A 22,266-nucleotide genomic window follows, 5' to 3' on the forward strand; every position below is an offset into this window, starting at 1 on the left:
CGCCGCGGCGGAGGGCGCGCCGCCCACCTCCACCGGCGCGTCCACCTGGGGCGGTGGCAGCGCCGCCAGCGGCACCGCCCCCGCACCCGCGCCCGGGACCGCCGACTCCCTCCCGCACGGCACGTCCTCCGGCCGTCCCTCCCTCACCCGGCCAGGTGGGGCACCCGGGGCCGTACCCGGGCAGAAGACGCCACCGCCCGATGCGGCTTCGGAGGCTCACCCCACTGGGCCATACCCGTCCCCGTCGCCGTCCCCGTCGCCGTCGTCGGAGGAGCTTTCGGCGGGGGACGCGGGAGACCGGTCCGGCTCCGGCCCGTACGCCGGTGAGGTCCCGGTGCCCGCCGCCGGGTGGGACGGTGGCGGACAGCCCACGAGCGCCCTCGCCGCCGAACGGGCGCGGCAGGCCCGGCTGGTCGTGGTCGGGCCCGTCACCGAGCGCTGGGCGCCGGAGCAGGCGTGGCCGGTGCAGGAGAGCTGGCAGCTGGCACCTCCCGTCGGCCCCGCCGCCGACCTCTGGGCGCTGGGCGCCCTGCTCTTCCGCGTCGTGCAGGGGCACGCCCCGTACCCGGAGGAGAGCACCGCCGAGCTGGTACGGCTCGTGTGCGCCGAGCCGCCCGCGTTCGCGGAGGAGTGCGGCGCGCTGCGGCCCGTCGTCGAGTCGCTGATGCGCAAGGACCCGGCCGAGCGCCCGGAGTTCGGGGAGCTCCGGGGGTGGCTGCGGTCCCTGATCCGGTCGGCGCCGGAACCGGACCTCGGCAGCCGCGCGGTCACCGTGCCCTCGATCGGGCCGGGCGGGCCCGCCGACCAGCACCGGCTGCCCATCGTCCGGCGCAAGGGCGAACTCGTGCGCCGCAGACGCGGCCGCCAGGCCACCGCCGCGGACCCGGCGGCGGCCACCGCGCACGGCCGGCACAAGAAGACCGTCAAGGAGCAGGAGCGGCCGCGCCCCCGAACCCCCGCGACGGGGCACCTCCAGGAGCAGCGCGTGCCCACCCGGCGCACCTCCCGTGGCCTCGGCCGGGTGCTGCTCGGGCTGATACTGCTCGTGCTGATCGGCGCGGTGCTGTACGCGGTGCTGTTCATGCCGGGCGCGGACGACAGCGCCGGGCGGGCGCCCGCGGACCGTACGGGCGCGGCCGGTGTGATGAGCGCGGCCCCGACGGGAGGGACGGCGCGGTCGGTATCCTCCGGTTCTCCCCAGGCCGCCCGGCAGTCCCAGCTGTCCCGGTCCTCACCCTCCCCGGGTGCGGCGGCCGAGCCGGGCGGGGTCGCGGAGGGCTTCTCCCTGCGGCAGGACCCCAAGGGGTTCACCGTGGCGGTCGACAAGGACTGGCAGCGCCGCGGCGCGAACGACCGCGGCCAGGTCGTCTACGCCGACGGTGACTTCCAGCTGATCGTCGTGCCGGGCCGGGACAAGGTGGCGGGCTTCGGCGGGGATCCGATGGCCTACCAGCAGAACAAGGAGCCCGAGCTGGAGGCCTACCGCTCCTCCTCCTGGTCGGCCGCCTCCGGGCTGCGCCGCGACGGCGTCGGCCGGACGGCGTCGGCGGAGGGCACCTTCAACTGGAACGACAGCAGTGGCCGCCAGGTCTACGTGCGCAACTCCGCGATGATCCTGGACGGCAGCTACCACGTGCTCCAGGTCATCGGCCCGATGAACGAACAGCGCTCGGTGGACGGCTACTTCGACCAGGCCACGGCCACCTACCGGGCGGGCTGATCCGTCCCCGGTCCGTCGGTGTAGCGCTCGCGCAGCTCGTGCTTGAGGACCTTGCGCAGCGTGTTGTCGCGCGGCAGTGCCTCGACCAGCTCCAGCTGTTCGGGGATCTTGTGCACGGCCAGGCCGCCGTCGCGGAGGTAGGACGCGAGGCCGCCGAGGGTGAGCGGCGCGGCACCTGCGGGCTGCTGGACGACCGCGCAGACGCGTTCGCCGCGCGTGGGGTCCGGCAGGCCGATGACGGCGACGTCCTCGACGGCGGGGTGGCCCCGTAGGAGGTGCTCGATCTCCGGGGCGGAGACGTTCTCGCCCTTGCGGATGATGACGTCCTTGGCGCGTCCGGTGAGCACGAGATGGCCGTCGGTGGTGAGGTGGCCGAGGTCGCCGGTGATGAGGAAGCCGTCCGTGTCGAACGCTTCGGCGGTCTGCGCGGGGTCGAGGTAGCCGCGGCAGACGGCTTCGCCGCGCAGCCGTACGTGGCCGTCCGTGCCGGGCGGTACGGGCTCGCCGTCCGCGTCGACCACGCGGATCCGCATCCCGTCGGGCGGCCGGCCCTCCGTGGTGGCCAGGTGCCGGGTGGTGTCGTCCGGGTCGCCCATGGTGATCATCGGGGCTTCGGTCATGCCGTAGCCGTGGGTGAGCCGGCAGCCCAGTTCGCCGACGACCTGGTGGTAGAGCTCGGGCGGCTTGGGCGCGCCGCCGCCGGCCATCAGGCGGAGGGTGGGAACGATCGCGCGGGTGGGTTCCTTGCGCTGCTCGGTGAGGAACATCGAGTAGAAGGCGGTGGAGCCGCCCGCGATGGTCACGCCGTGGCGGCGGTAGGCGCCGAGCGAGCCGGGGAGTGCGAAGTGCTCCAGGAGCAGGCACGGGAAACCGCACAGCAGCAGCATGACGGTGTAGTCGGGGCCTGCGACATGGGCGTAGGGAAAGGCCATGGAGCCGACGTCGTCCGGGGCCGGGCGCAGGGCGCGGGCGAGGGAGGTGCCGGCGGCGATGAGGCTCCGGTCCGTGTGCAGGACGCCCTTGGGGTCGGAGGTGGTGCCGGACGTCCAGTAGATCCAGCGGACGGAGGTGCCGTCGGCCGGTGGTGGCGGGAGGATCGCCGGGTCGCCTTCCGGGAGCGTGTCGTAGGCCGTGAACACCAGCGGCGGTGAGGGCAGGGCGAGGGCGAGCCGGCAGGCCATCACGCGGTGGTCGAAGCCCCGCCACACGCCGGGCACCGCGAGGAACCCGGCCTCCGTGGCGCGGAGCGCGTGGCCGACCTCCCGGTCGCGGTGGAAGGGGATGAGCGGGCTTTGTGTGGCGCCGAGGCGGGCCAGGGCGAAGGTCAGGACGACCGTCTCGATGCGGGTGGGCAGCTGCCAGGCCACCCGGCTGCCCGGCCGCACCCCGAGCCCGTACAGCCCCGCCGCAACGCGCTCCGCCCGGTCCCGCAGCGCGCCGTAGGTGACGCTCCGGTCGGCGCCGGTGGGACCGGGGTCGTCGGCCTGGATGAGGGCGAGGGCGCCGGGAGTGCGGCCCACGCGGCCCTCCAGCAGCTCCCAGAGGGTGCGGGAGGCGGCCAGGTCGGCGGTACCGGTCATGGAAGCTCCCCGCGTCGACTTACTGGGCGGCAGGCGTGGCGGGAAGCGTAGGGCGTCGTGCCTTGTCGGTCCAGGGGGTGGGGGCTAGCCTCATGTCTGACGCACCGTCAGTTAGGTTCGAGAGGGGTCCCGATGGAACTGCCGCGCATCGTCAGCGTCGACGACCACGTGATCGAGCCCGCCCACCTCTTCGACGCCTGGCTCCCCGCCCGCTACCGCGACCGCGGGCCGCGCTCCCTCACCACCGGGATCGGTGAACTCGCCTATGTGGCCGGCAAATACACCATGACCATGGATCCCGAGGGGCCACCCGTCGACTGGTGGGTCTACGAGGACCTCGCCTTCCCGTACAAGCGCAACATCGCCGCCGTCGGCTTCGACCGCGACGACATGACCCTGGAGGGCATCACTCGCGCCGAGATGCGGCCCGGCTGCTGGGACCCGGCGGAACGGCTGAAGGACATGGACCTCAACCACGTCGAGGCGTCCCTGTGCTTCCCCACCTTCCCGCGCTTCTGCGGCCAGACCTTCGCCGAGGCCCACGACAAGGACGTGGCCCTGGCGTGCGTACGGGCCTACAACGACTGGATGGTCGAGGAGTGGTGCGGCGACAGTGGCGGACGCCTGATTCCGCTGTGCCTCATCCCTCTGTGGGACATCGATCTCGCCGTCGCCGAGATCGGGCGCAACGCCGCCCGCGGCGTACGGGCCGTGACCTTCAGCGAGATCCCCACCCACCTGGGCCTGCCCAGCATCCACTCCGGCTACTGGGACCCGTTCTTCGCCGCCTGCCAGGAGACGGGAACCGTCGTCAACATGCACATCGGCTCGTCCTCGCAAATGCCCGCCGCCTCCCCGGACGCACCCGTCGCCGTACAAGCCACGCTCTCGTTCAACAACGCCATGGCGTCGATGGCCGACTTCCTCTTCAGCGGCGTGCTCGTGAAATTCCCGCGCCTCAAACTCGCCTACAGCGAGGGTCAGATGGGATGGATTCCCTATGCCCTGGAGCGCGCCGACGACGTATGGAGGGAACACCGGGCCTGGGGCGGAGTGCGCGACCTGATCCCCGAACCACCCTCCACGTACTACTACCGGCAGATCTTCTGCTGCTTCTTCCGCGACAAACACGGAGTCGCCTCGCTCGACGCCGTCGGACGCGACAACGCCACCTTCGAAACCGACTATCCCCATGTCGACTCGACCTTCCCCCACACCAAGGACGTCGCGCTGGACCATGTGCGGGGCCTGGACGACGAAACGGTCCACAAATTGATGCGCGGCAACGCGATCCGCATGCTCGGCCTGGACCTCGACCGGACCGGCGTGTGAGCGCCCGATGGACCTCCTCACCACGGAAGCCGATGAGGAATTCCGGCGACAACTCCGTTCCTGGCTGAGGAGAACACTGCCGGGACTTCCCCCCGCGCCGCCCGCCACGGACTGGCCCGCCCGCCGCTCCTACGACCTCTCCTGGCAACGCGCCCTCCACGACGCCGGCTACGCCGGGCTGCACTGGCCCACCGACGCCGGCGGCCAGGGCGCCGGGCCCACCCGGCACCTGATCTTCCTGGAGGAGACCGAACGGGCCGGCGCGCCCTATGTGGGCGCCAATTTCGTCGGCCTGCTCCACGCCGGTCCCACCATCGCGGCGGAAGGAACCGCCGAGCAGCGGGCGCGCTGGCTGCCGCCGATCCTGCGCGGCGAGGAGGTCTGGTGCCAGGGCTTCTCGGAGCCCGAGGCCGGCTCCGACCTCGCCGCCCTGCACACCCGCGCCGTTCGCGACGGCGACTCCTACGTCGTCACCGGCAGCAAGCTGTGGACCTCGCACGCCGAGGTCGCCGACTGGTGCGAACTGCTCGTCCGTACCGACCCCGCTGCCCCCCGCCACCGGGGCATCTCCTGGCTCGCCCTGGCCATGGACACCCCCGGGGTGACCGTGCGGCCCCTGCGGACCCTCGCCGGGTCGACGGAGTTCGCCGAGGTGTTCCTCGACGAGGTACGCATCCCCGTGGACCACCGGCTCGGCGCCGAGAACGACGGCTGGCGCGTCACCATGGTCACCCTCTCCTTCGAGCGCGGCACGGCCTTCGTGGGGGAGGTCGTGGCCTGTCGCCGCACCCTGACCCGTCTCGCGCGGGCGGCACGCGCCAACGGCCGATGGGACGACGCCGTGCTGCGCCGCAGGCTGGGACGGCTGCACGCCGAGTTCGGCGCGCTGTGGAGGCTGACGCAGTGGAACGTGAGCGAGGCCGAGCACGCCGCGCGCGGCGGACGGGACGGTGTGCCGGGCACCGCGGGCTCCGTCTTCAAGCTGCGCTACTCCACAGCGCGCCAGGAGCTGTACGAGGCGGCGGCCGAGGTCCTGGGGCCGCAATCCCTCGACACCGGCCATGAGTGGACCGAGGGCCGCCTCTCCTCGCTCTCTTACACGATCGCCGCCGGCACATCCCAGATCCAGCGGAACATCGTCGCCGAGCGGCTCCTCGGCCTGCCCAAGGGACGGTGTTGATGGATTTCCGGCCGACCGACGACCAGCGCGCGCTCCAGGCGGGCATGCGCGACCTCTTGGCGGCGCGGTTCCCGCGCGAGCGCCTGCGGGCCCTCGTCGACGGCGGCCCGGAGGCCGCCGAGGGCCCTGGCCGGGAGCTGTGGCGGGAGCTGGGGCACGCCGGCCTCTTCGCGCTGCGGCTGCCGGAGGAGCACGGCGGAGTGGGCCTCGGGCTGCCCGAGGCCGTGCTCCTCTTCGAGGAGGCCGGGTGCGCCCTGCTGCCGGGCCCGCTGGTCGCCACCCACCTCGCCGCGGGCCTGCTGCCCGGTGCCGCCGACGGCGCCCGGATCGTCACGGCCGTGGACCGGCCCGGCCCGGTCGAGCACCTCGTGTCGGCGGACGCCGTGCTGCTGCTCGACGGCGCGACGGCACGCCTGGTCGAGACCGGACCGGGCAAGGCCCCCGGCGTGCTGGGGGCGAGCCCCCTCCGGTCCGTCGATCCGGCAACGCCCCTGCACCATGTCGGGCGGCTTCCAGCGTCTTTGGTGCCGGTCGCGCCCGACGCGGCGACCGGCGACATCGATGGGACTACCGGCTTCGTCGACGTCACGACCGATGCCGCCGACGTGACGACCGACACCGTTCGGCTGCGCCACGAGGCCGCTTTGCTGACCGCCGCGCAGCAACTCGGCAGCGCCCGGCGCACCGTCGAGATGGCCGTCACCCATGCCCGGCACCGCACGCAGTTCGGCCGGCCGATCGGCGCGTTCCAATCCGTCCAACATCTCTGCGCGGACATGCACATACGCCTGGAGATCGCTCGCGTGAGCGTCTACGCCGCCTCGCTCACCGCGGACCCGGCCGATATCGCCGGCGCGAAGCTGCTCGCGGACAGTGCTGCTGTGGGCAATGCCCGTGACTGTCTGCAAGTGCACGGTGGTCTTGGCTTCACCTGGGCGGCGGATGTGCACCTGCATCTCAAACGCGCCTGGATACGGACCGGTCAGTGGCTCGGGGCCGCCGAAGCGGAGGAATTCCTGGCGAACAACCTGCTCATGAGCGGAGAGTCGGAAGTTCCGCCCGATGTTTTGGATGAAGGCCGGATGGAGAAAATGTCACGCCGTAATCGGCATGGGTGAAATGCCGGTCATGTCATACATAACCGATCACAGGCCGTCGATATCAGGCTGTGTCCTGGGCGTTACTCATCACAGGCTGGAGTCGGGCCCGCCCTCCGGTACTCTCCCTAGGATGCGAGTGGTTCAGAGGCGCAGAGGGTCGGACGTTGCCCATGTGGCGATGTCGGACGGGGAAATTTCTGACGCTCGTATCGGAACGGGGCCCGTAGTCCCTCGATGTTCGAGTCTCCGCAGCGCGCGTCGCACAGTATGCAGTACGCATACTCCTTTGCGCCGGAATATGCCTGAAGCGCTTGTTGAGGTGACTGAGCGTCAACCATGCTGTCTTGGAAGGGGATCACGTTCCGTGATCCCTCGGAGACGCGAGGCGTTGTGTCCGCCGGTTCGGATGGTGTGAGCGGTGCAGGTGCTTCAGATGCAGATGGAGGTCCGGGCCGACCCCGCGGAGGTGGGGCGGGCCCGCAAGTGGGCGAGGTCGCGGCTGGCCGGTTCCGGGATAGGCGTCGACGAGCCCCTGGCCGAGACGCTGATCCTGTTGATCTCGGAACTCGTCACCAACGCCGTGGTGCACACCGGCTGCCCTGCCGTGCTGCGCATGCTCTTCCCGGACGCCGGCCCCGCCGAGGCCCGCTCCGGCACCGTCCGTGTCGAGGTCGCCGACATCAGCTCCCGCCCGCCCCGCCGACGGCGTGCGGAGGGCGATGACACCGGTGGCAGGGGGCTGGAGCTGGTGGACGGCCTCGCCGACCGCTGGGGCTGGCAGGCGGAAGGCAACGGCAAGCGCATCTGGTGCGAGGTCGACCGCAGGGCCGCTTCCTGGGTCGGCGCCTTCGAGTCGCCGCGCGCCGTGACAAATAGGGCTTAGTCGACAAAGTCCAGACCAGGTGTTGACGTGAAGTGTCCACGTGATCACCCTTGGACGCAGCGATTCGTTGCGAGGGGACGTCGAGAGGCCCGTTGCGTACTGGGCTGCCTTGGCGAGTGCGGGTCGCGATCCGGCGCGTACAGGGCTTCGGCGCCGGAGCTGGCGGCGACGTGCGGTGCCGTGCTCGGGGTGCGCATCGGCGCGTCGCCGCCCGCCCGTCCTTCATGGGCCGGTGGAGTCGGTGAGTCGGGTGGGTCGGTCGTGCCCCGTCGGTCGGGTGCGCACGCGAGGGTCGCCGCGCGATGGGCCGTCCGGGTGGGATCGCCTCTCAGAGGACCGCGACCGGTGCGACCGGGGAACCCGCGCCGCCGACAAACGGCTCCGGTGTGGCGGCCAGCAGGAATGCGTAACGCCGTTCCCCCGCGCAGGCATTCGACAGCTCTTCAAGGTTCCAGTTCTGGCCCTGGAGCATCCCCATCTCGACCAGATGCAGAGCGTGCACCGGAAGCCAGAGGTCGGAGATCTCCGGCGGGAAGATCTCGAAGGTGAGCGTGTCGTTGGCGACCGCGGCGACATCGCGCGCGTGGAACCACTCGGGTGTGCGGATCGACAGCCCGGGCGACGGATAGCTGTACGCCTGCTTCTCGCCCGCCAGATACAGCCGCATCTGCCCCGTCCGTACGAGCACGATGTCGCCCGCGCGAACCGTCACTCCGGCCATTTCCTCCGCCCTGTCGAGATCCTCGGGGGTGACGGCGTGGCCGGCGTCCAGCCGTTCGACGCCCCGCGCGCGGGCCACGTCGAGCAGGACACCTCGGGAGACGACGTCCCGGGCGTTCTCGATTCCGTTGCGGGTCGCCCCTTCGTGGGCGGTGATCGACGCGGCCGGGCGGCCGTTGTAGATCCTCCCGCTGTGCGAGACGTGCGGCAATCCGTCCCAGTGGGTGGCCGCCTGCAGGCCCATCGTCACGATGTCGTCGCTCGTGGCGACGGTGCCGGCCCCGAACATCTCCGCGTTGATCGCGACCATGGTGTGCAGCGGATTGATCCGGCCGGGGATCAGCCCGGTCTGCACCCCGTCCTGCCGCAGCGGCAGGGCCAAGGGGATGCGGCGGCCCGTCCGTACCGTCGAGGCGGCGTCGCGGACGACCGTGTCCGTGATGAGGTTGAGCGTGCCGATCTCATCGGCCTCGCCCCACCGCCCCCAGTTGTTCACTCGCTTGGCGATGTCGTGGAACTCCTGCGGCAGTGCCATGGGATCCCTCCGTGGATCGGGTCGTGTGCGGGTCTTGTGCCCGCGCCCGCTCTGCTCAAAAATCTAACGGTCCGTCAGAAACTCCGCGACGTGTCCGGCGAGATTTCCGCGACGTGTCCGCCGGATGCCCGGAGAGGGGCGCCCATGGGGAACTTCCTGACCGGCAAGGTGGTCGCCGTCACCGGCGCCGGCCGTGGCATCGGCCGGGCCGTGGCCCTGGCCTGCGCGGCCGAGGGCGCGAGAGTCGTCGTCAACGACTACGGCGTGGCCATCGACGGCGGCACACCCACCAGCGACATCGCCACGGCCGTCGTCAAGGAGATCGAGGCGGCCGGCGGCGAGGCCGTCGCCCTCGCGGACGACGTGTCGACCATGACCGGCGGCCTGCGGATCGTCGATACGGCCCTGGACCGGTACGGGCGGCTCGACGGCGTCGTCTGCGCCGCCGGCATCCTGCGGGAACGGATGCTGTTCAACATGACCGAGGAGGAGTGGGACCCGGTCATCGCCACCCACCTGAAGGGCACCTTCACCGTCTTCCGCGCCGCGTCCGCCGCCATGCGCCGCCAGGGGTCCGGCACCCTCATCGGCTTCACCAGCGGCAACCACCAGGGCAGCGTGGCCCAGGCGAACTACTCCGCCGCCAAGGGCGGCATCATCTCCCTCGTCCGCAGCGCCGCCCTCGGACTCGGCAAATACGGAGTCACCGCCAACTGCGTCGCCCCCGTGGCCCGCACCCGCATGTCGGCCAACGTACCGATGGAGCTGACGGAGATCGGCGATCCGCAGGACGTCGCCGCCCTGGTCGTCTACCTGCTGAGCGACCGGGCCAGGGGCGAGGGCATCACCGGGCAGGTCTACACCGTGGCCGGCCCCAAGCTCGCCGTCTGGGCCCAGCCGCGCGAACTGCGCGCGGCCTACGCGGAAGGCGGCTGGACCCCCGAGAAGATCGCCGACTTCCTCCCGGGCACCGTCGGCACCGACCCCATGCCGCTGCTCACCCGGCTGGAAGCCATGGCCAAGGCGGCCGCCGCCAAGGAACGCCCCAACGCCTGAAGGCCCCGAACCTGACGAGGAGAGAGCGTGGACTTCGCATTCGGGCCGGAGGACGAGGCATTCCGACGGGAAGCGCGTGCCTGGCTCGCCGAGAACCTCACCGCGCACCGCGCCGCGGACTCCGCCCCCGGCCGCCGCGCCTGGGAGCGCCGGCTCGGCGCCGACGGCTGGATCGGCCTCGGCTGGGACCGCACCCACGGGACCTACGGCAACCGCGCCGCGACCCTGGCGGGTCAGGTCGTGTGGGCCGAGGAATACGCCCGCGCCCAGGCCCCCGCTCGTCTCGGCCACATGGGCGAGAACCTCCTCGCTCCGACCCTTCTCGCCCACGGCGACGCCAACCAGCGCCGCCGTTTCCTCCCCGCCATCGCCCGCGGCGAGGAATTGTGGTGCCAGGGCTACAGCGAACCAGGAGCGGGATCCGACCTCGCTTCCCTGCGCACCGCCGCCGTCCGGACCGGCGCGGGCGGCGGCTACCGGATCACCGGACAGAAGATCTGGACCTCCCACGCCCACGAGGCCGACTGGTGCTTCCTGCTGGCCCGCACCACCGAAGGGTCGCACCGGCACCACGGACTCTCCTTCCTGCTCGTGCCGATGGACCAGCCAGGCCGGATCGAGGTCCGGCCGATCCGGCAGATGTCCGGGGACGCCGACTTCAATGAGGTCTTCTTCGACGGGGCCGATGCCCACGCCGACCACCTCGTCGGCGGCGAGGGCAACGGCTGGCGGGTCGCGATGGACCTCCTCGGGCGGGAACGCGGCGTGTCCACCCTCGCCCAGCAGATCGGCTTCGCCGCCGAGCTGACCCACGTGATCCGACTCGCCCTGGAAACGGGAGCCGCAGCGGAACCGGTGACGCGCGACCGGCTCGTACGGCAATGGGCGGAGCTGCGCACCATGCGCTGGAACGCCCTGCGGACCCTCGGCGAGGCCCGCGACGCGGGAGCACCCAGCGCCGCCAAGCTGCTGTGGGGCCGCTGGCACCAGCGTCTCGGCGAACTGGCCATGCAGGTCCGGGGCCGGGCCGCCACCCTGGGCCCGTACGACTGGAGCCCCGGCCGGCCCTACGAACTGGACGCCGAACAGCGCCAGTTCCTCTTCTCGCGCGCCGACACCATCTACGGCGGCTCGGACGAGATCCAGCGCACCGTCATCGCCGAGCGCGTACTCGGCCTGCCCAAGGAGCCGCGCCCATGACCTCGTACGGCCACTGGATCGACGGCTCCTGGCACACGCCGGAAAAAGGGCACTATCCAGTTGTCAATCCGGCGACCGAGAAGGTCGTCGGGGAGGCCCCGGAGGCGACTCCCGCCGAAGTCGCCCGAGCCGTGACCGCCGCGCGGGCCGCTCAGGACGGCTGGTCCCGCACACCGCCGCGCGAGCGCGCCGCGGTGCTGGACCGGGTAGCGGATCTGATCACTGAACGCGGAGAAGAACTCGCACGCCTCCTCCAAGCGGAGACGGGAGCGACGACACGCGTCACCTCCGCCCTGCAGGTGCCCGTGGCGGCGGACCGCTTCCGCCGGTACGCGCGGGGAGCGGTCGAGCCGGCCGTCGTCCCGCTCGCTCCCTGCCCCGTCGCGGACGGCCCGCTCGCCCCCGGCGGCCTGATCGGCGCCGCGGCGGTCCGGCGCCCCGTAGGCGTCGTCGGCTGCATCACCTCCTACAACTTCCCGGTCGTCAATCTCGCGGGCAAGGTCGCGCCCGCCCTGGCCATGGGGAACGCGGTCGTCGCCAAGCCGGCGCCGCAGGACCCCCTCAGCTGCCTCGAACTCGGTCCGCTCCTTCGGGAGGCCGGCCTCCCGGACGGTGTCTTCAACGTCATCACCGGAACGGGCTCCGCCGCCGGCGAAGCGCTCGTGTCGCACCCCGGCATCGACATGGTCAGCTTCACCGGGTCCACCGCCGTGGGAAAGAAGATCGCCGAGTCCGCGGGGAGGTCGATGAAGCGCACCTTGATGGAACTGGGCGGCAAAGGTGCGGCCATCGTCCTGGGGGACGCCGACGAAAAGGCGCTCAAGTCGGCTGTCGGGGCGGTCGGTTCGGTATGGTCATTCCACAGCGGGCAGATCTGCACGGCGCCGACCCGGGTGCTCGTCCATCGATCGCTGTACGAGAAGGTCGTCACCGCGCTCACACACTACGCCGGGCGACTGACGATCGGGGACCCTGTGGATAACTCCACGATCGTCGGTCCGCTGATCTCCGCCGCCCAACGCGATCGCGTCGAGGCGTACATCGCCGAAGCCCGTGCGCAGGGTGCCCGGATCGCCGCCGGCGGCGCCCGGCCCGACATCGCACCCGGCTTCTATGCCGCGCCCACCCTCATCGTCGATGCGCGCCCCGACATGACCGTCGCCCGCGAGGAGTTGTTCGGGCCCGTCGTGGTCGCGATCGCCTTCGAGGACGAGGACGAGGCCGTCCGCATCGCGAACGGCACCTCGTACGGCCTTCACGACTACGTCTTCAGCGCCGATAGCGCCCGGGCCTGGGCCCTCGCCGCGCGTCTGCGCAGCGGCAACGTCGGCATCAACACCGCTCAGCGGCACCCGGACACCCCCTTCGGCGGATTCAAGGAGAGCGGCATCGGCCGCGACGGCGGATCCTTCGCGCTGCACGCCTACAGCGAACTCCAGTCGGTCGTCTGGACCTCCTGACCGTGCACCCGCCCCTCCAGCCCCGCTCAGCCCGACTGCCCCATCCCAACCCACCCCGACTGCCCCACCACCCGCCCCGCCCGTTCCGGCCGAGAGGACACCACCATGCGAGGCGTCATCTTCGACGGCGACCGCACCCACGTCGTCGACGACCTGGAGGTGCGTGAGCCGGGACCGGGGGAGGTCCTCGTCGCCGTGGCCGCCGCCGGGCTCTGCCACAGCGACCTCTCGGTCGTGGACGGGACCATTCCGTACCCCCTCCCGGTCGTCCTCGGCCACGAGGGCGCCGGCGTGGTCGAGGCGGTCGGCCCCGGCGTCGCGCACGTCACGCCGGGCGATCACGTCGCCCTTTCCACCCTGGCCTCCTGCGGCACGTGCGGCGAGTGCGACCGCGGCCGCCCGACCATGTGCCGCACGTCGATCGGACGGCCGGGGCGCCCGTTCTCCCGGCGCGGCGTCCGGCTCCACCAGTTCGCGTCGAACTCCGCCTTCGCCGAACGCACCGTCGTCAAGGCCGTCCAAGCGGTCAGGATCCCCGCGGAGCTGCCCCTGACCTCGGCAGCCGTGATCGGCTGCGCCGTCCTGACCGGCGTCGGCGCGGTCCTCAACCGCGCCGCGGTCCGCCACGGCGAGTCGGTGGTCGTCATCGGCGCGGGCGGTATCGGCCTCAACGTCCTCCAAGGGGCACGCCTCGCGGGGGCGTCGGTCATCGTGGCCGTCGACACCGACCCCGCCAAGGAGCCGGCCGCCCGGCGCTTCGGGGCCACGCACTTCGTCGACGCCACCGCGGCGCCCGGTACCCGGGCCGCCGTCCGCGCGATCCTGCCCACCGGCGCGGACCACGCCTTCGAGTGCGTCGGCGACACGGGACTCGTCCGGCAGGCGATCGATCTCCTCGACCGGCACGGCCAGGCCGTCCTGCTCGGTGTTCCGCCCGCCGACGCGCAGGCGTCCTTCTCGGTCTCCTCGCTCTACCTCGACAAATCGATACTGGGCTGCCGGTACGGCTCTTCGCGGCCTCAGCACGACATCGGCCTCTACGCGCGCCTGTACGGCGAGGGACGACTCCTGCTGGACGAGCTCGTCACCCGGACCTACCCCATCGAGGACTTCGCGAAGGCCGCCGACGACGCCCACCACGGCCGGGTGGCGCGAGCCGTCCTGACCTTCACCCGCCGCGCCTGACCGTCAGCCGCGGAGACTTCCTGATTCCGCCGCCGCCGCTGCCGCACTAGCCGCCTCTGTCCGACCCGCCGCCGGCGTCGCCCGGAACGTACGCCGATAGGCGCTCGGAGAGACGCCCAGCGCCGCCTGGAGGTGCTGCCGCATGGACGCGGCCGTCCCGAAACCGGCGTCCCGTGCCACGTGGTCCACCGACAGATCGGTGTCCTCCAGCAGATGCCGCGCCCGCTCCACCCGCTGCTGGGTCAGCCACTGGCCCGGGCTGATGCCGACCTCCTCACGGAAGCGGCGCGTGAAGGTCCGTACGCTCATGGCCTCCTGCTCGGCCATGTCCCGCAGTTGGATCGGCTCGTTCAGCCGGCCCAGCGCCCACGCGCGCGCGGTGGTGGTCGTCGCGAGCTGCGGCTCGGGCACCGGGCGCTGGATGTACTGCGCCTGGCCGCCGTCGCGGTGGGGTGGCACGACGCTGCGGCGCGCCACCTCATTGGCCACCGCCGCACCGTGGTCGCGCCGCACGATGTGCAGGCACAGGTCGATGCCGGACGCCACCCCGGCGGACGTCAGCAGATCGCCGTCGTCGATGAACAGCACGTCGGCGTCGACCCGGACGGACGGGTACAGCCGCTGGAAGTGCTCCGTGCTGCTCCAGTGCGTCGTCGCCGGCCGCCCGTCGAGGAATCCGGCGGCCGCGAGGACGAACGATCCGGTGCAGATCGACACGATGCGCGTGCCGGGGCGTATCCGCTTCAGCGCAGCCGCCTGGTCCTCCTCGAGCCGCCCTTCGGTGTACGGGCCGCCGAGCTCGTAGGAGGCCGGGACGATGACCGTGTCGGCCTCCGCCAGCGCCTCCGGACCCCGCTCCACCGTGATGGTGAAGTCCGCGTCGGTACGGACCGGCCCGGGGGCGAGCGCGCAGGTCGTCACTTCGTACAGCGGTTCTCCGGCGGACGTCAGGGCCTTGCCGAAGATTCGGTACGGGATGCTCAGCTCGAACGGGATCACGCCGGGCAGAGCCAGGACGACGACGCGGTGGGGCGGTGCGTCGGGATACCGGTCCGTCCGCCTGATCCCCGTCTCCTGCGACATGCTCGTACGTCTCCTCACGCGGTCCCACCGCTTGCTCGTGCGGTCGCCGCCGTCTGCCGGCCCCGTGACTGACAAGCCTGCCCCCGAGCGATGCATTCCCCACTGCCGTGGCCCGATCCTTGCGAATGCTGTCCCTCGGGCCACTCGTACCGGCCCCTCGCTCATCCGATGCTGGCCGCGTGGCCCAGACAACCGAACATCCCGCTCGTCCCGACAGCGACACCTCGTCCCCGCCGCGCCGGACCCGCGTCCATCGCGCCTGGCTCGTCGCCGCCGTCACCTTCGTGACGGTCATCGGCGCGGCCGGCTTCGCCTCGCTGCCCGGGCTGCTGATCGAACCGCTGCACAACGAGTTCGGCTGGTCGCGCGGCACCATCGGCTTCGCCGTCTCCGTCAACCTCGCGCTCTACGGGCTGACGGCGCCCTTCGCCGCCGCTCTGATGGACCGCTTCGGCATCCGCAAGGTCGTCGCCTGCGCGCTCGCCGTGATCGCGACCGGCGCGGGGCTGACGGTGTTCATGACCGCGGCCTGGCAGCTCGTCCTGTGCTGGGGCGTGCTCGTCGGTCTGGGCAGCGGCTCCATGGCGCTCGCCTTCGCCGCGACCGTCACCAACAGGTGGTTCGCCGCCCGCCGCGGACTGGTCACCGGCATCCTCACCGCCGCGGGAGCGTCCGGGCAGCTGATCTTCCTGCCGCTGCTCTCCTGGGTCGTCGAACACCACGACTGGCGGCCCGCCGCCGAGATCGTGGCCGTCGCGGCGCTCGCCGTCGTCCCGTTGGTCTGGCTGCTGCTGCGCGACCACCCGGCGGACGTCGGACTCGCGGCGTACGGAGCCGAGTCGTACGCCCCCAAACCCGCGCCCGCGCCGGGTGCGGCCCGGCGGGCGCTGAAGGCCCTGTCCACGGCGGCCCGCACCGGGCCGTTCTGGCTGCTGGCCGGCACCTTCGCGATCTGCGGGGCGTCCACCAACGGACTGGTGAAAACCCACTTCGTGCCCGCCGCGCACGACCACGGCATGCCGGTCACGGCGGCCGCCGGGCTGCTCGCGGTGATCGGCGTCTTCGACGTCGTGGGCACCATCGCCTCCGGCTGGTTCACCGACCGGTTCGAGGCGCGCCGCCTGCTGGCCGTGTACTACGGGCTGCGCGGCGTCTCGCTGATGTTCCTGCCGATGTTGATGGCGCCTTCCGTGCATCCGCCGATGATCTTCTTCATCGTCTTCTACGGCCTGGACTGGGTCGCCACCGTGCCGCCCACCATCGCCCTGTGCCGGGAGCACTACGGCGAGGACAGCGCGATCGTCTTCGGCTGGGTGCTCGCCTCCCACCAGGTGGGCGCGGCCCTGGTCGCCTTCCTCGGGGGCGTGGCGCGGGACGTCTTCGGCTCGTACGACCTCGTCTGGTACGCCTCCGGCGCGCTGTGCGCGATGGCGGCCCTCATGGCGCTCGTCATCCGCAGGCGGCCCGTTCCCGTCTCCCCGGTGGCGGCCTGAGGCGTACCCGCCCGACGCGGCGCCACCTCTTGTCGATGCCGACGGGATCCATGCCGGCGGTGGACCACGAACCACTCAACGTGTCGATCCGCTTACGCGAGCAACCTCTCGACCTCTGGGGGAATCATTCTTGGAGAGAGGGGCGGTTATGACACAGCAGGCTGAGCCGGACGCGATGCCGGCCGACGTGGAGGCGGACACCGCACCCGAGGAGACCCCTCGGGAGCCGAAGCGTGCGATGCACACGGACGGCTTCGGTGCCGCCTTCTGCGCGTCCATGGCCGGCCTGTGCGCCGAAGCCGTCATCGGCGGGACGGTCGTGGCCCTGGTGATGCTCTCCCGCGAGCACGACGGACTGCCCCACAACCCCGTCGTGCTCGTCGGCCTGCTCCTCGGGGCGGCGCTTCTCGCAGTACTTGTCAGCGGTTTCGTCACGGCGGTCGCGGTGATGCCCGCACTCGGGCTCGCGCGGTGGATCGCACGGCGCGCGGGCGGGCGCGAGCGCTGGTGGAACCTGGCCGCCGTGCCGGTGGTGTCCGCGGCGGCGGTGGCGGTCTTCGGGGGAGTGGCGGCGCTCGGCAGCCTCTCCCTGGCACCACCGCTGCGCTACTTGACGTCGTGGGGCGCCCTCACGGCCGGACTGCTGCCCGCCACGGTCGTCGCCGGCGTGGCGGGCCGGCGTGTCCGCGAGAGCCGGCCCGCGCGCGTGGCCCGCAGGGTGGTGCGCGACGGGGTGCTCGCCTGGCTCGCGGTGGCCGCGATCGGCGCGGGCGCCTACGGCACGGGCCTGGTGAAGGTGTACGAGCCGCCCCGGCTCGGCAAGGCGGCCATGGCCGGCACCTGGAGCGACGGGCACGGTGGCACGGTCGAACTGGGCTCCGACGGTGTCGCGGTCGCCCATGGCCTCGACAATTACGTGTGGGACGGCACCGGCAAGGACAAGCCGAAGGACTGCGACGGCTCCGGCAAGTGGACGCCGGTCAAGGAGGACGGGAAGGTCGACGGTGTGACCCTGCGCATCAACGCCTGCGAGCTCGCCCGGACCTGGAATGTCAGCGGCACGGAGAAGGAACCGAGGATTTACCACGAGGTCGGCAAGCCGGGCTCCGGCAAGCGCTACGAGCTGACGAAGGTCGTCAAGCACAAGAAGTAACCAGAAGCGGTCTCACATCAGGAGCCGAGGGTTCCGAACGCCCCGCGATGGAACAGCAGTGGCCCCTCCTCCGCCGCGCTCTCGTCCGTTCCGAGGGCTTCCACGCGTCCGACGACGATGAGGTGGTCGCCGCCCGTGTGCACCGCGTGGATCGCGCAGTCCACCCAGGCCGGCACGCCCGAGAGCAGGGGTGACCCGGTCGCCGGTGACGGCTCGTACCGCAGCCCCGCGAACTTGTCGGCGGTTCGTGAACCGCTGACCGCGAAGGCCCGGCACAGCGGCCCTTGACCGGCTCCGAGGATGTTGACGCAGAAGACGCCGGCCCGGGCGACGCGCGGCCAGGTGGTGGACGACCGGCCCACCATGAAGACGACCAGTGGCGGGTCGAGGGAGAGCGAGGCGAAGGACTGGCAGGCGAACCCTGCCGGCGGCTCCCCGTCCGCGCCCGGAGCCGTGACGACCGTGACACCGCTGGCGAAGTGACCGAGGACCCGCCGGAAGTCGTCCGGTGGCGGCGGGGGCCGCTCATCGGCCCGTACGGACCGCAGCTCGGGGTGGGGCATGGGGTCGACGGGTCGTGCCGGCGTGGAGGTCGGCGAGCCGGCCGACCGCAGGTAGCGCACGGCGGCGGCCGCCATCCCCGCGTGTCCCATCATGACTCCATTGAAACTGATGGTTAGTCAGTTCGGAAGGGCGGCGCGACGTGGATGAGGGAGGCGTCAGCGACCCCGGTAGACGGGGGCGCGGCGCTCCCTGAAGCTCGCGAGGCCCTCGCGGGCGTCCGCCGTGGTCATGTTGATCTCCTGCGCGGCGGCTTCGGCGGCGAAGGCGGCCGCGCGGTCGCTGTCGAAGGACGCGTTGACCAGCTGTTTCGCCAGGGCGAGGGCGCGGGTCGGCCCGGTCGCGAGCCGTTCGGCCCAGGCCCGCGCCGTGCCGGTCAGTTCCTCCTCGGATACGACCCGGTTGACCAGGCCCAGCCGTTCCGCCTCGGCGGCCGGGAGGGCGTCGCCGAAGAACATCAGCTCCTTCGCGCGCTGCGGGCCCACCAGGCGCGGCAGGAGATAGGCGCCCCCACCGTCGGGCACCAGGCCGCGCCGCACGAACACCTCGACGAATGTGGCTGTTTCGGCCGCGAGGACCAGGTCGCAGGCCAGCGCGAGATGCGCGCCGAGCCCGGCGGCGGGACCGTTCACGGCGGCGATCACGGGTTTCTCGCAGTCGAGCACCGCACTGATCAGCCGCTGGGCGCCCAGGCGGATCGTCCGGGCGACATCGCCTGCCGCTCGCTCGGCGACGGCGGGTGGGCCGGAGGAGGTGAACGATGTGGGTGAGTCGGATGGTGCTGGGGAGGTCGCACGCAGGTCGGCTCCCGCGCAGAACGCCGTGCCCGTGGCGGTGAGGACGACGGCCCGCACGGAGGGGTCCGCCGACGCGCGAAAGAATTCTGAAATCAGTCGTTCGCGCTGGTCAGGGGTAATGGCATTGCGTGCGTCGGGCCGGTTGAGCGTGATCCACGAGACGCCGTTGTCAGTGGCCTGGAGTATCACTGAGTCATCGGGTCCGACGGGCTCGACGGTCTTCGTCGGCGTGGGGGGATTCCCGCGTCCGAGGGGATCGGCGGAGTGTGCACGGGGGGATACGGGCATGGGGGAACTCCTGGTTCTACGAGCCGTCGCGCGCGGCTCAGCGGCAGAAGGCCAGCGCGTCCAGGGCCACGGCGCCCTGGCCTCGCTCCAGTACCACGAGGGGGTTGATGTCGAGCTCGGCGAGTTCGCCGCCCAGCTCCAGCGACATCCGCTGGACGCGCAGGACGGTCTCCACGAGCGCGTCCACATCGGCCGGGGGCGCACCCCGGACACCGTCCAGCAGGGCGCGGCCGCGCAGCTCGGTGAGCATCGTGCGCGCCCGGTCCTCGCCGAAGGGCGGGACGCTCACGGCCGTGTCGCGCAGCACCTCCACCAGGGTGCCGCCCAGGCCCACCGTCACGGTGGGCCCGAAGAGCGGGTCGGGGAAGATGCCGACGACCATCTCCACGCCGCGCCCGACGAGTTGGCAGACGAGGACGCCGTCCAGCGGCAGTCCTTCGTAGCGGGCGATGTCGGTCAGCTCGCGATAGGCGTCGCGGACCTGGCTGGCCGAGGTCAGACCGACCTTGACCAGGCCGAGCTCCGTCTTGTGGGAGAGCTGCGGGCCCGACGCCTTCATCACGACGGGGTAGCCGACCAGGGCCGCGGCCCGGACGGCCGCGGCCGCGCTCGTGACGAGCTGTTCCCGGGGGACGCGTATGCCGTACGCGCGCAGGAGTTGCTTCGCCGCGTGCTCGCTGAGCTGCTCGCCGGGGCGCAGGAGCTCCTGCGCCTTGCGGGCGGAAGGGGACAGGACGCGGGGCGCGCCGTCGAAGGGGGAGCGGTAGCCGGCGGTGAAGCGGTGGTGGTCGAGATAGGCGCGGACAGCGGAGACGCAGTTGGAGAAGGTGCGGAAGGTGGCCACCCGGGAGGAGCCGAGGAGGGTGGTGCGGTAGGCGTCCTCCGTGCCGACGGGCGAGCCCCACACCACGCAGATCAGCTTGTCCGTGTCCTCCGCGGCGTCCACCAGGTCGCGGGCGAGCCGGTCGCTCATGGGCGGGAAGGGGCCGGTGACCGGGCAGACGAGGACACCGACGGACGGGTCGGCGAGCAGCGCGTCGATGATCTTCCGGCCGCGGGCGTCGCCCACGGGGTGACCGCCGCTGTCGACCGGGTTCGCGACGGTCAGATACTCCGGTATCCACTGGTGGAGCTCGTGCTGCCGGGCGGCGGAGAGCGTGGGGAGGGTGAGGCCGGCCGCGGTGGCCAGGTCCGCGAAGTGCGCGCCCGTCCCGCCGGAGATCGAATAGACGGCGACGCCGGTGGCCTGTGGAGGGCGGGCGCGGGCGAGCAGCGCCGAGGTGTCCTGGAGCTCGTCCAGCCCGTCGACGCGGATCACGCCGAACTGCCGCATGGCCGCGTCCACGACCTGGTCCGAGCCGGTGAGCTTGCCGGTGTGGGAGGCGGCGGTGCGGGCGCCGGCCTCGGTCCGGCCGACCTTGACGGCGACGACCGGCACCTTGTGCCGGGCGGCGCGATCGGCGGCGAGCAGGAAGGAGCGGCCGTCCTTGAGCCCTTCCACATACGCGGCGATGGCGCCGACCTCGGGCCGGGTGGCGAAGTAGGAGATGAAGTCCGCGCACTCCAGATCCGCCTCGTTGCCGGTCGGTGCCCAGTGCGAGAGCCGGATGCCGAGCTCCTGGAGGGCGAAGACCGGGCGGCCCTGGTGGCCTGACTGGGTGACCAGGGCGATGGCCGGGCCGTCGAGGTCGTCGCGGAACCGCTCGAAGGCGTTGAGGTTGGTGTTGGGGCCGAGGAGGCGGACCCCGGACCGTCGGGCGGCGGCGGCGAGGCGGGCCTGGGCGGCGGCGCCCTCGGGGCCGGTCTCGGCGAAACCGGCGGCGAAGGCGACGGCGAACGCCGCTTTTGATCCGGCCAGTTCCTCGATGACGGGCAGTGGGTCGCCGACGAGGAGCACGGCGAGGTCGATCCGCTCGGGAAGGTCTTTGACGGAGGGAAGGCAGGGGAGGCCGAAGACGGTCGTACGGGTGGGATGTACGGGGTGGAGGCGGGCGCCGGCGTGCTCGCACCAGGCGATGAGCCGACGGGTGATTGCGGTATGAGGGCGGCCTTCGGCGTCCGAGGCGCCGATGACGGCGACGGTCTCGGGGCGGAAGAACCGGTCCAGGTCGGGGACGTCCGAACGCAGCGGGCGGCCGCTGACATCGACGTCGTCGGCGTCGCCGGCCAAGCCGTGGACGGCGGGGCCCGGACGCTCGCCGCAGGCCACCACGCGGGCCGGACGGGAGGTGGTGGTGAGGGTGCCGTGAGTCGATCCAAGCATCGTTCTCGTCCACTCCTGCTGGATGGCCGATAAGCTGACGTATAGTCAGGCTACAGATCTGACGTCACGTCAGGAATGGTGCCGGGGTCGGTCACCTGCCGGAGCGGGTGCGGGGATTCGTCACGGACGCCCGGGCGGCACCGGCTGGGAGGTCGGCATCGTGAGTTCGGCGGAACGCTTCGATGTGCCCGAGGTCGACGCCTTCACCCGGCCGTACTGGGAAGCCGCGGCGCGGGGCCGGCTGCTCATACGCCGCTGCCGTGCGACCGGATGCGGCAGAGCGCATCACTACCCGCGCGAGTTCTGCCCCCGCTGCTGGAGCGAGGACGTGGTCTGGGCCGAGGCGAGCGGCAACGCCACCCTCTACACCTGGTCGGTCGTCCATGTGAACGACCTGCCGCCCTTCGGCGAGCGTCTGCCGTACGTCGCCGCCGTCGTGGACCTCGCCGAGGGACCGCGCATGATGACCGAGGTCGTCGACTGCCCGGAGAGCGCGCTGCGCGTCGGCATGGCACTGCGGGTCGCCTTCCGGGCGGGTCCCGTACCCCCGCTGAAATTAGCGGTGTTCGCCCCGTGTTGATTTACGGTTACGCCTGCCGCGCCCCGGACGCGGTCACCCGGTGGGCCCTCCACGAGGAGCCGGCCCCGCACCGCGTCGAGCTGGGCCACGCTCTCGG

The 22,266-nt window shown here is 72.1% G+C and carries 18 protein-coding genes; 12 read left to right on the forward strand and 6 right to left on the reverse strand.

All coding sequences use genetic code 11. The features are described 5' to 3' along the window. The first annotated feature begins 334 nt into the window (after window positions 1–334). Complete coding sequence (locus J7E86_RS27120) at window positions 335–1,720, forward strand: hypothetical protein (RefSeq protein WP_215085234.1); 1,386 nt, start codon at window positions 335–337, stop codon at window positions 1,718–1,720. On the opposite strand, the gene J7E86_RS27125 is transcribed toward J7E86_RS27120, so the two are convergent. Then, on the reverse strand, window positions 1,705–3,300 hold the full coding sequence (locus tag J7E86_RS27125) for a class I adenylate-forming enzyme family protein (protein WP_215085235.1): 1,596 nt from the start codon (window positions 3,298–3,300) through the stop codon (window positions 1,705–1,707). The two genes, J7E86_RS27120 and J7E86_RS27125, sit on opposite strands and share 16 nt — an antisense overlap. Before the next feature lie 132 nt (window positions 3,301–3,432). Between J7E86_RS27125 and J7E86_RS27130 the strand changes: the two genes are divergently transcribed. The 4 genes from J7E86_RS27130 to J7E86_RS27145 all read left to right on the forward strand — a co-directional run bounded on the left by J7E86_RS27130 (window position 3,433) and on the right by J7E86_RS27145 (window position 7,795). After that, window positions 3,433–4,632: an amidohydrolase family protein gene (locus J7E86_RS27130; protein ID WP_215085236.1), complete on the forward strand. Its 1,200-nt coding sequence runs from the start codon at window positions 3,433–3,435 to the stop codon at window positions 4,630–4,632. Between the two features lie 7 nt (window positions 4,633–4,639). Beyond that, complete coding sequence (locus tag J7E86_RS27135; protein WP_215085237.1) at window positions 4,640–5,812, forward strand: acyl-CoA dehydrogenase family protein; 1,173 nt, start codon at window positions 4,640–4,642, stop codon at window positions 5,810–5,812. Continuing rightward, complete coding sequence (locus tag J7E86_RS27140; protein ID WP_215085239.1) at window positions 5,812–6,930, forward strand: acyl-CoA dehydrogenase family protein; 1,119 nt, start codon at window positions 5,812–5,814, stop codon at window positions 6,928–6,930. The genes J7E86_RS27135 and J7E86_RS27140 overlap by 1 nt, the downstream gene beginning before the upstream one ends. Window positions 6,931–7,330: 400 nt before the next feature. After that, window positions 7,331–7,795 (forward strand): ATP-binding protein, encoded by a 465-nt coding sequence (locus tag J7E86_RS27145; RefSeq protein WP_215085241.1) that lies wholly within the window; start codon window positions 7,331–7,333, stop codon window positions 7,793–7,795. 328 nt (window positions 7,796–8,123) lie between these two features. Here J7E86_RS27145 and J7E86_RS27150 read toward each other — a convergent pair whose 3' ends face one another. Then, window positions 8,124–9,050, reverse strand: coding sequence for a cyclase family protein (locus J7E86_RS27150; RefSeq protein WP_215085243.1), 927 nt, complete (start codon window positions 9,048–9,050; stop codon window positions 8,124–8,126). A gap of 144 nt (window positions 9,051–9,194) precedes the next feature. Between J7E86_RS27150 and J7E86_RS27155 the strand changes: the two genes are divergently transcribed. The 4 genes from J7E86_RS27155 (at window position 9,195) to J7E86_RS27170 (ending at window position 13,951) form a co-directional block, all read left to right on the forward strand. After that, window positions 9,195–10,106 (forward strand): SDR family oxidoreductase, encoded by a 912-nt coding sequence (locus tag J7E86_RS27155; protein WP_215085245.1) that lies wholly within the window; start codon window positions 9,195–9,197, stop codon window positions 10,104–10,106. 27 nt (window positions 10,107–10,133) lie between these two features. Continuing rightward, window positions 10,134–11,306, forward strand: a complete 1,173-nt coding sequence (locus J7E86_RS27160) for an acyl-CoA dehydrogenase family protein (protein ID WP_215085247.1) — start codon at window positions 10,134–10,136, stop codon at window positions 11,304–11,306. Beyond that, the gene (locus tag J7E86_RS27165) at window positions 11,303–12,766 is read left to right on the forward strand and encodes an aldehyde dehydrogenase (RefSeq protein WP_215085249.1); all 1,464 of its coding nucleotides are present in this window, start codon (window positions 11,303–11,305) and stop codon (window positions 12,764–12,766) included. Before J7E86_RS27160 ends, J7E86_RS27165 begins: the two co-directional genes overlap by 4 nt. Before the next feature lie 105 nt (window positions 12,767–12,871). Beyond that, window positions 12,872–13,951 (forward strand): Zn-dependent alcohol dehydrogenase, encoded by a 1,080-nt coding sequence (locus tag J7E86_RS27170; protein WP_215085251.1) that lies wholly within the window; start codon window positions 12,872–12,874, stop codon window positions 13,949–13,951. A gap of 3 nt (window positions 13,952–13,954) precedes the next feature. Here the strand turns inward: J7E86_RS27170 and J7E86_RS27175 are convergent, their stop codons facing one another. Further along, window positions 13,955–15,034, reverse strand: coding sequence for a GlxA family transcriptional regulator (locus J7E86_RS27175; protein WP_215085253.1), 1,080 nt, complete (start codon window positions 15,032–15,034; stop codon window positions 13,955–13,957). A gap of 125 nt (window positions 15,035–15,159) precedes the next feature. On the opposite strand from J7E86_RS27175, the gene J7E86_RS27180 reads away from it, so the two are divergent. Together J7E86_RS27180 and J7E86_RS27185 are read left to right on the forward strand one after the other, a co-directional pair. Further along, window positions 15,160–16,527 (forward strand): MFS transporter, encoded by a 1,368-nt coding sequence (locus J7E86_RS27180; protein WP_215085255.1) that lies wholly within the window; start codon window positions 15,160–15,162, stop codon window positions 16,525–16,527. Window positions 16,528–16,675: 148 nt separating this feature from the next. Beyond that, on the forward strand, window positions 16,676–17,680 hold the full coding sequence (locus tag J7E86_RS27185) for a hypothetical protein (RefSeq protein WP_215085256.1): 1,005 nt from the start codon (window positions 16,676–16,678) through the stop codon (window positions 17,678–17,680). A gap of 17 nt (window positions 17,681–17,697) precedes the next feature. On the opposite strand, the gene J7E86_RS27190 is transcribed toward J7E86_RS27185, so the two are convergent. The 3 genes from J7E86_RS27190 to J7E86_RS27200 all read right to left on the reverse strand — a co-directional run bounded on the left by J7E86_RS27190 (window position 17,698) and on the right by J7E86_RS27200 (window position 21,589). Beyond that, window positions 17,698–18,318, reverse strand: a complete 621-nt coding sequence (locus J7E86_RS27190) for a flavin reductase family protein (RefSeq protein ID WP_215085267.1) — start codon at window positions 18,316–18,318, stop codon at window positions 17,698–17,700. A gap of 81 nt (window positions 18,319–18,399) precedes the next feature. Next, a complete protein-coding gene (locus J7E86_RS27195; protein WP_215085257.1) occupies window positions 18,400–19,326 on the reverse strand; it encodes an enoyl-CoA hydratase/isomerase family protein in 927 nt (308 codons plus the stop codon). A 37-nt stretch (window positions 19,327–19,363) separates the two neighbouring features. Then, entirely contained in the window at window positions 19,364–21,589 is a 2,226-nt protein-coding gene (locus J7E86_RS27200) for an acetate--CoA ligase family protein (RefSeq protein WP_215085258.1), read from the reverse strand. Between the two features lie 160 nt (window positions 21,590–21,749). Here J7E86_RS27200 and J7E86_RS27205 point away from each other — a divergent pair, with 160 nt between their 5' ends. Next, window positions 21,750–22,169 carry a Zn-ribbon domain-containing OB-fold protein gene (locus J7E86_RS27205; RefSeq protein ID WP_374223868.1) on the forward strand — a complete coding sequence of 140 codons (420 nt, stop codon included), beginning with the start codon at window positions 21,750–21,752 and terminating at the stop codon, window positions 22,167–22,169. Window positions 22,170–22,266 lie beyond the last annotated feature (97 nt).

Source organism: Streptomyces sp. ISL-11, from assembly GCF_018614525.1.
Lineage (GTDB): Bacteria > Actinomycetota > Actinomycetes > Streptomycetales > Streptomycetaceae > Streptomyces.

What these genes read in the sequence shown, in the direction of transcription:
- J7E86_RS27165 (WP_215085249.1), top strand. Translation starts at nt 11,303, where the DNA reads ATGACCTCGTACGGCCACTGGATCGACGGCTCCTGGCACACGCCGGAA.
- J7E86_RS27140 (WP_215085239.1), top strand. Translation starts at nt 5,812, where the DNA reads ATGGATTTCCGGCCGACCGACGACCAGCGCGCGCTCCAGGCGGGCATG.
- J7E86_RS27175 (WP_215085253.1), bottom strand. Translation starts at nt 15,034, where the DNA reads ATGTCGCAGGAGACGGGGATCAGGCGGACGGACCGGTATCCCGACGCA.
- J7E86_RS27125 (WP_215085235.1), bottom strand. Translation starts at nt 3,300, where the DNA reads ATGACCGGTACCGCCGACCTGGCCGCCTCCCGCACCCTCTGGGAGCTG.
- J7E86_RS27200 (WP_215085258.1), bottom strand. Translation starts at nt 21,589, where the DNA reads ATGCTTGGATCGACTCACGGCACCCTCACCACCACCTCCCGTCCGGCC.
- J7E86_RS27155 (WP_215085245.1), top strand. Translation starts at nt 9,195, where the DNA reads ATGGGGAACTTCCTGACCGGCAAGGTGGTCGCCGTCACCGGCGCCGGC.
- J7E86_RS27135 (WP_215085237.1), top strand. Translation starts at nt 4,640, where the DNA reads ATGGACCTCCTCACCACGGAAGCCGATGAGGAATTCCGGCGACAACTC.
- J7E86_RS27195 (WP_215085257.1), bottom strand. Translation starts at nt 19,326, where the DNA reads ATGCCCGTATCCCCCCGTGCACACTCCGCCGATCCCCTCGGACGCGGG.
- J7E86_RS27180 (WP_215085255.1), top strand. Translation starts at nt 15,160, where the DNA reads ATGCTGTCCCTCGGGCCACTCGTACCGGCCCCTCGCTCATCCGATGCT.
- J7E86_RS27130 (WP_215085236.1), top strand. Translation starts at nt 3,433, where the DNA reads ATGGAACTGCCGCGCATCGTCAGCGTCGACGACCACGTGATCGAGCCC.
- J7E86_RS27170 (WP_215085251.1), top strand. Translation starts at nt 12,872, where the DNA reads ATGCGAGGCGTCATCTTCGACGGCGACCGCACCCACGTCGTCGACGAC.
- J7E86_RS27150 (WP_215085243.1), bottom strand. Translation starts at nt 9,050, where the DNA reads ATGGCACTGCCGCAGGAGTTCCACGACATCGCCAAGCGAGTGAACAAC.
- J7E86_RS27185 (WP_215085256.1), top strand. Translation starts at nt 16,676, where the DNA reads ATGACACAGCAGGCTGAGCCGGACGCGATGCCGGCCGACGTGGAGGCG.
- J7E86_RS27190 (WP_215085267.1), bottom strand. Translation starts at nt 18,318, where the DNA reads ATGGCGGCCGCCGCCGTGCGCTACCTGCGGTCGGCCGGCTCGCCGACC.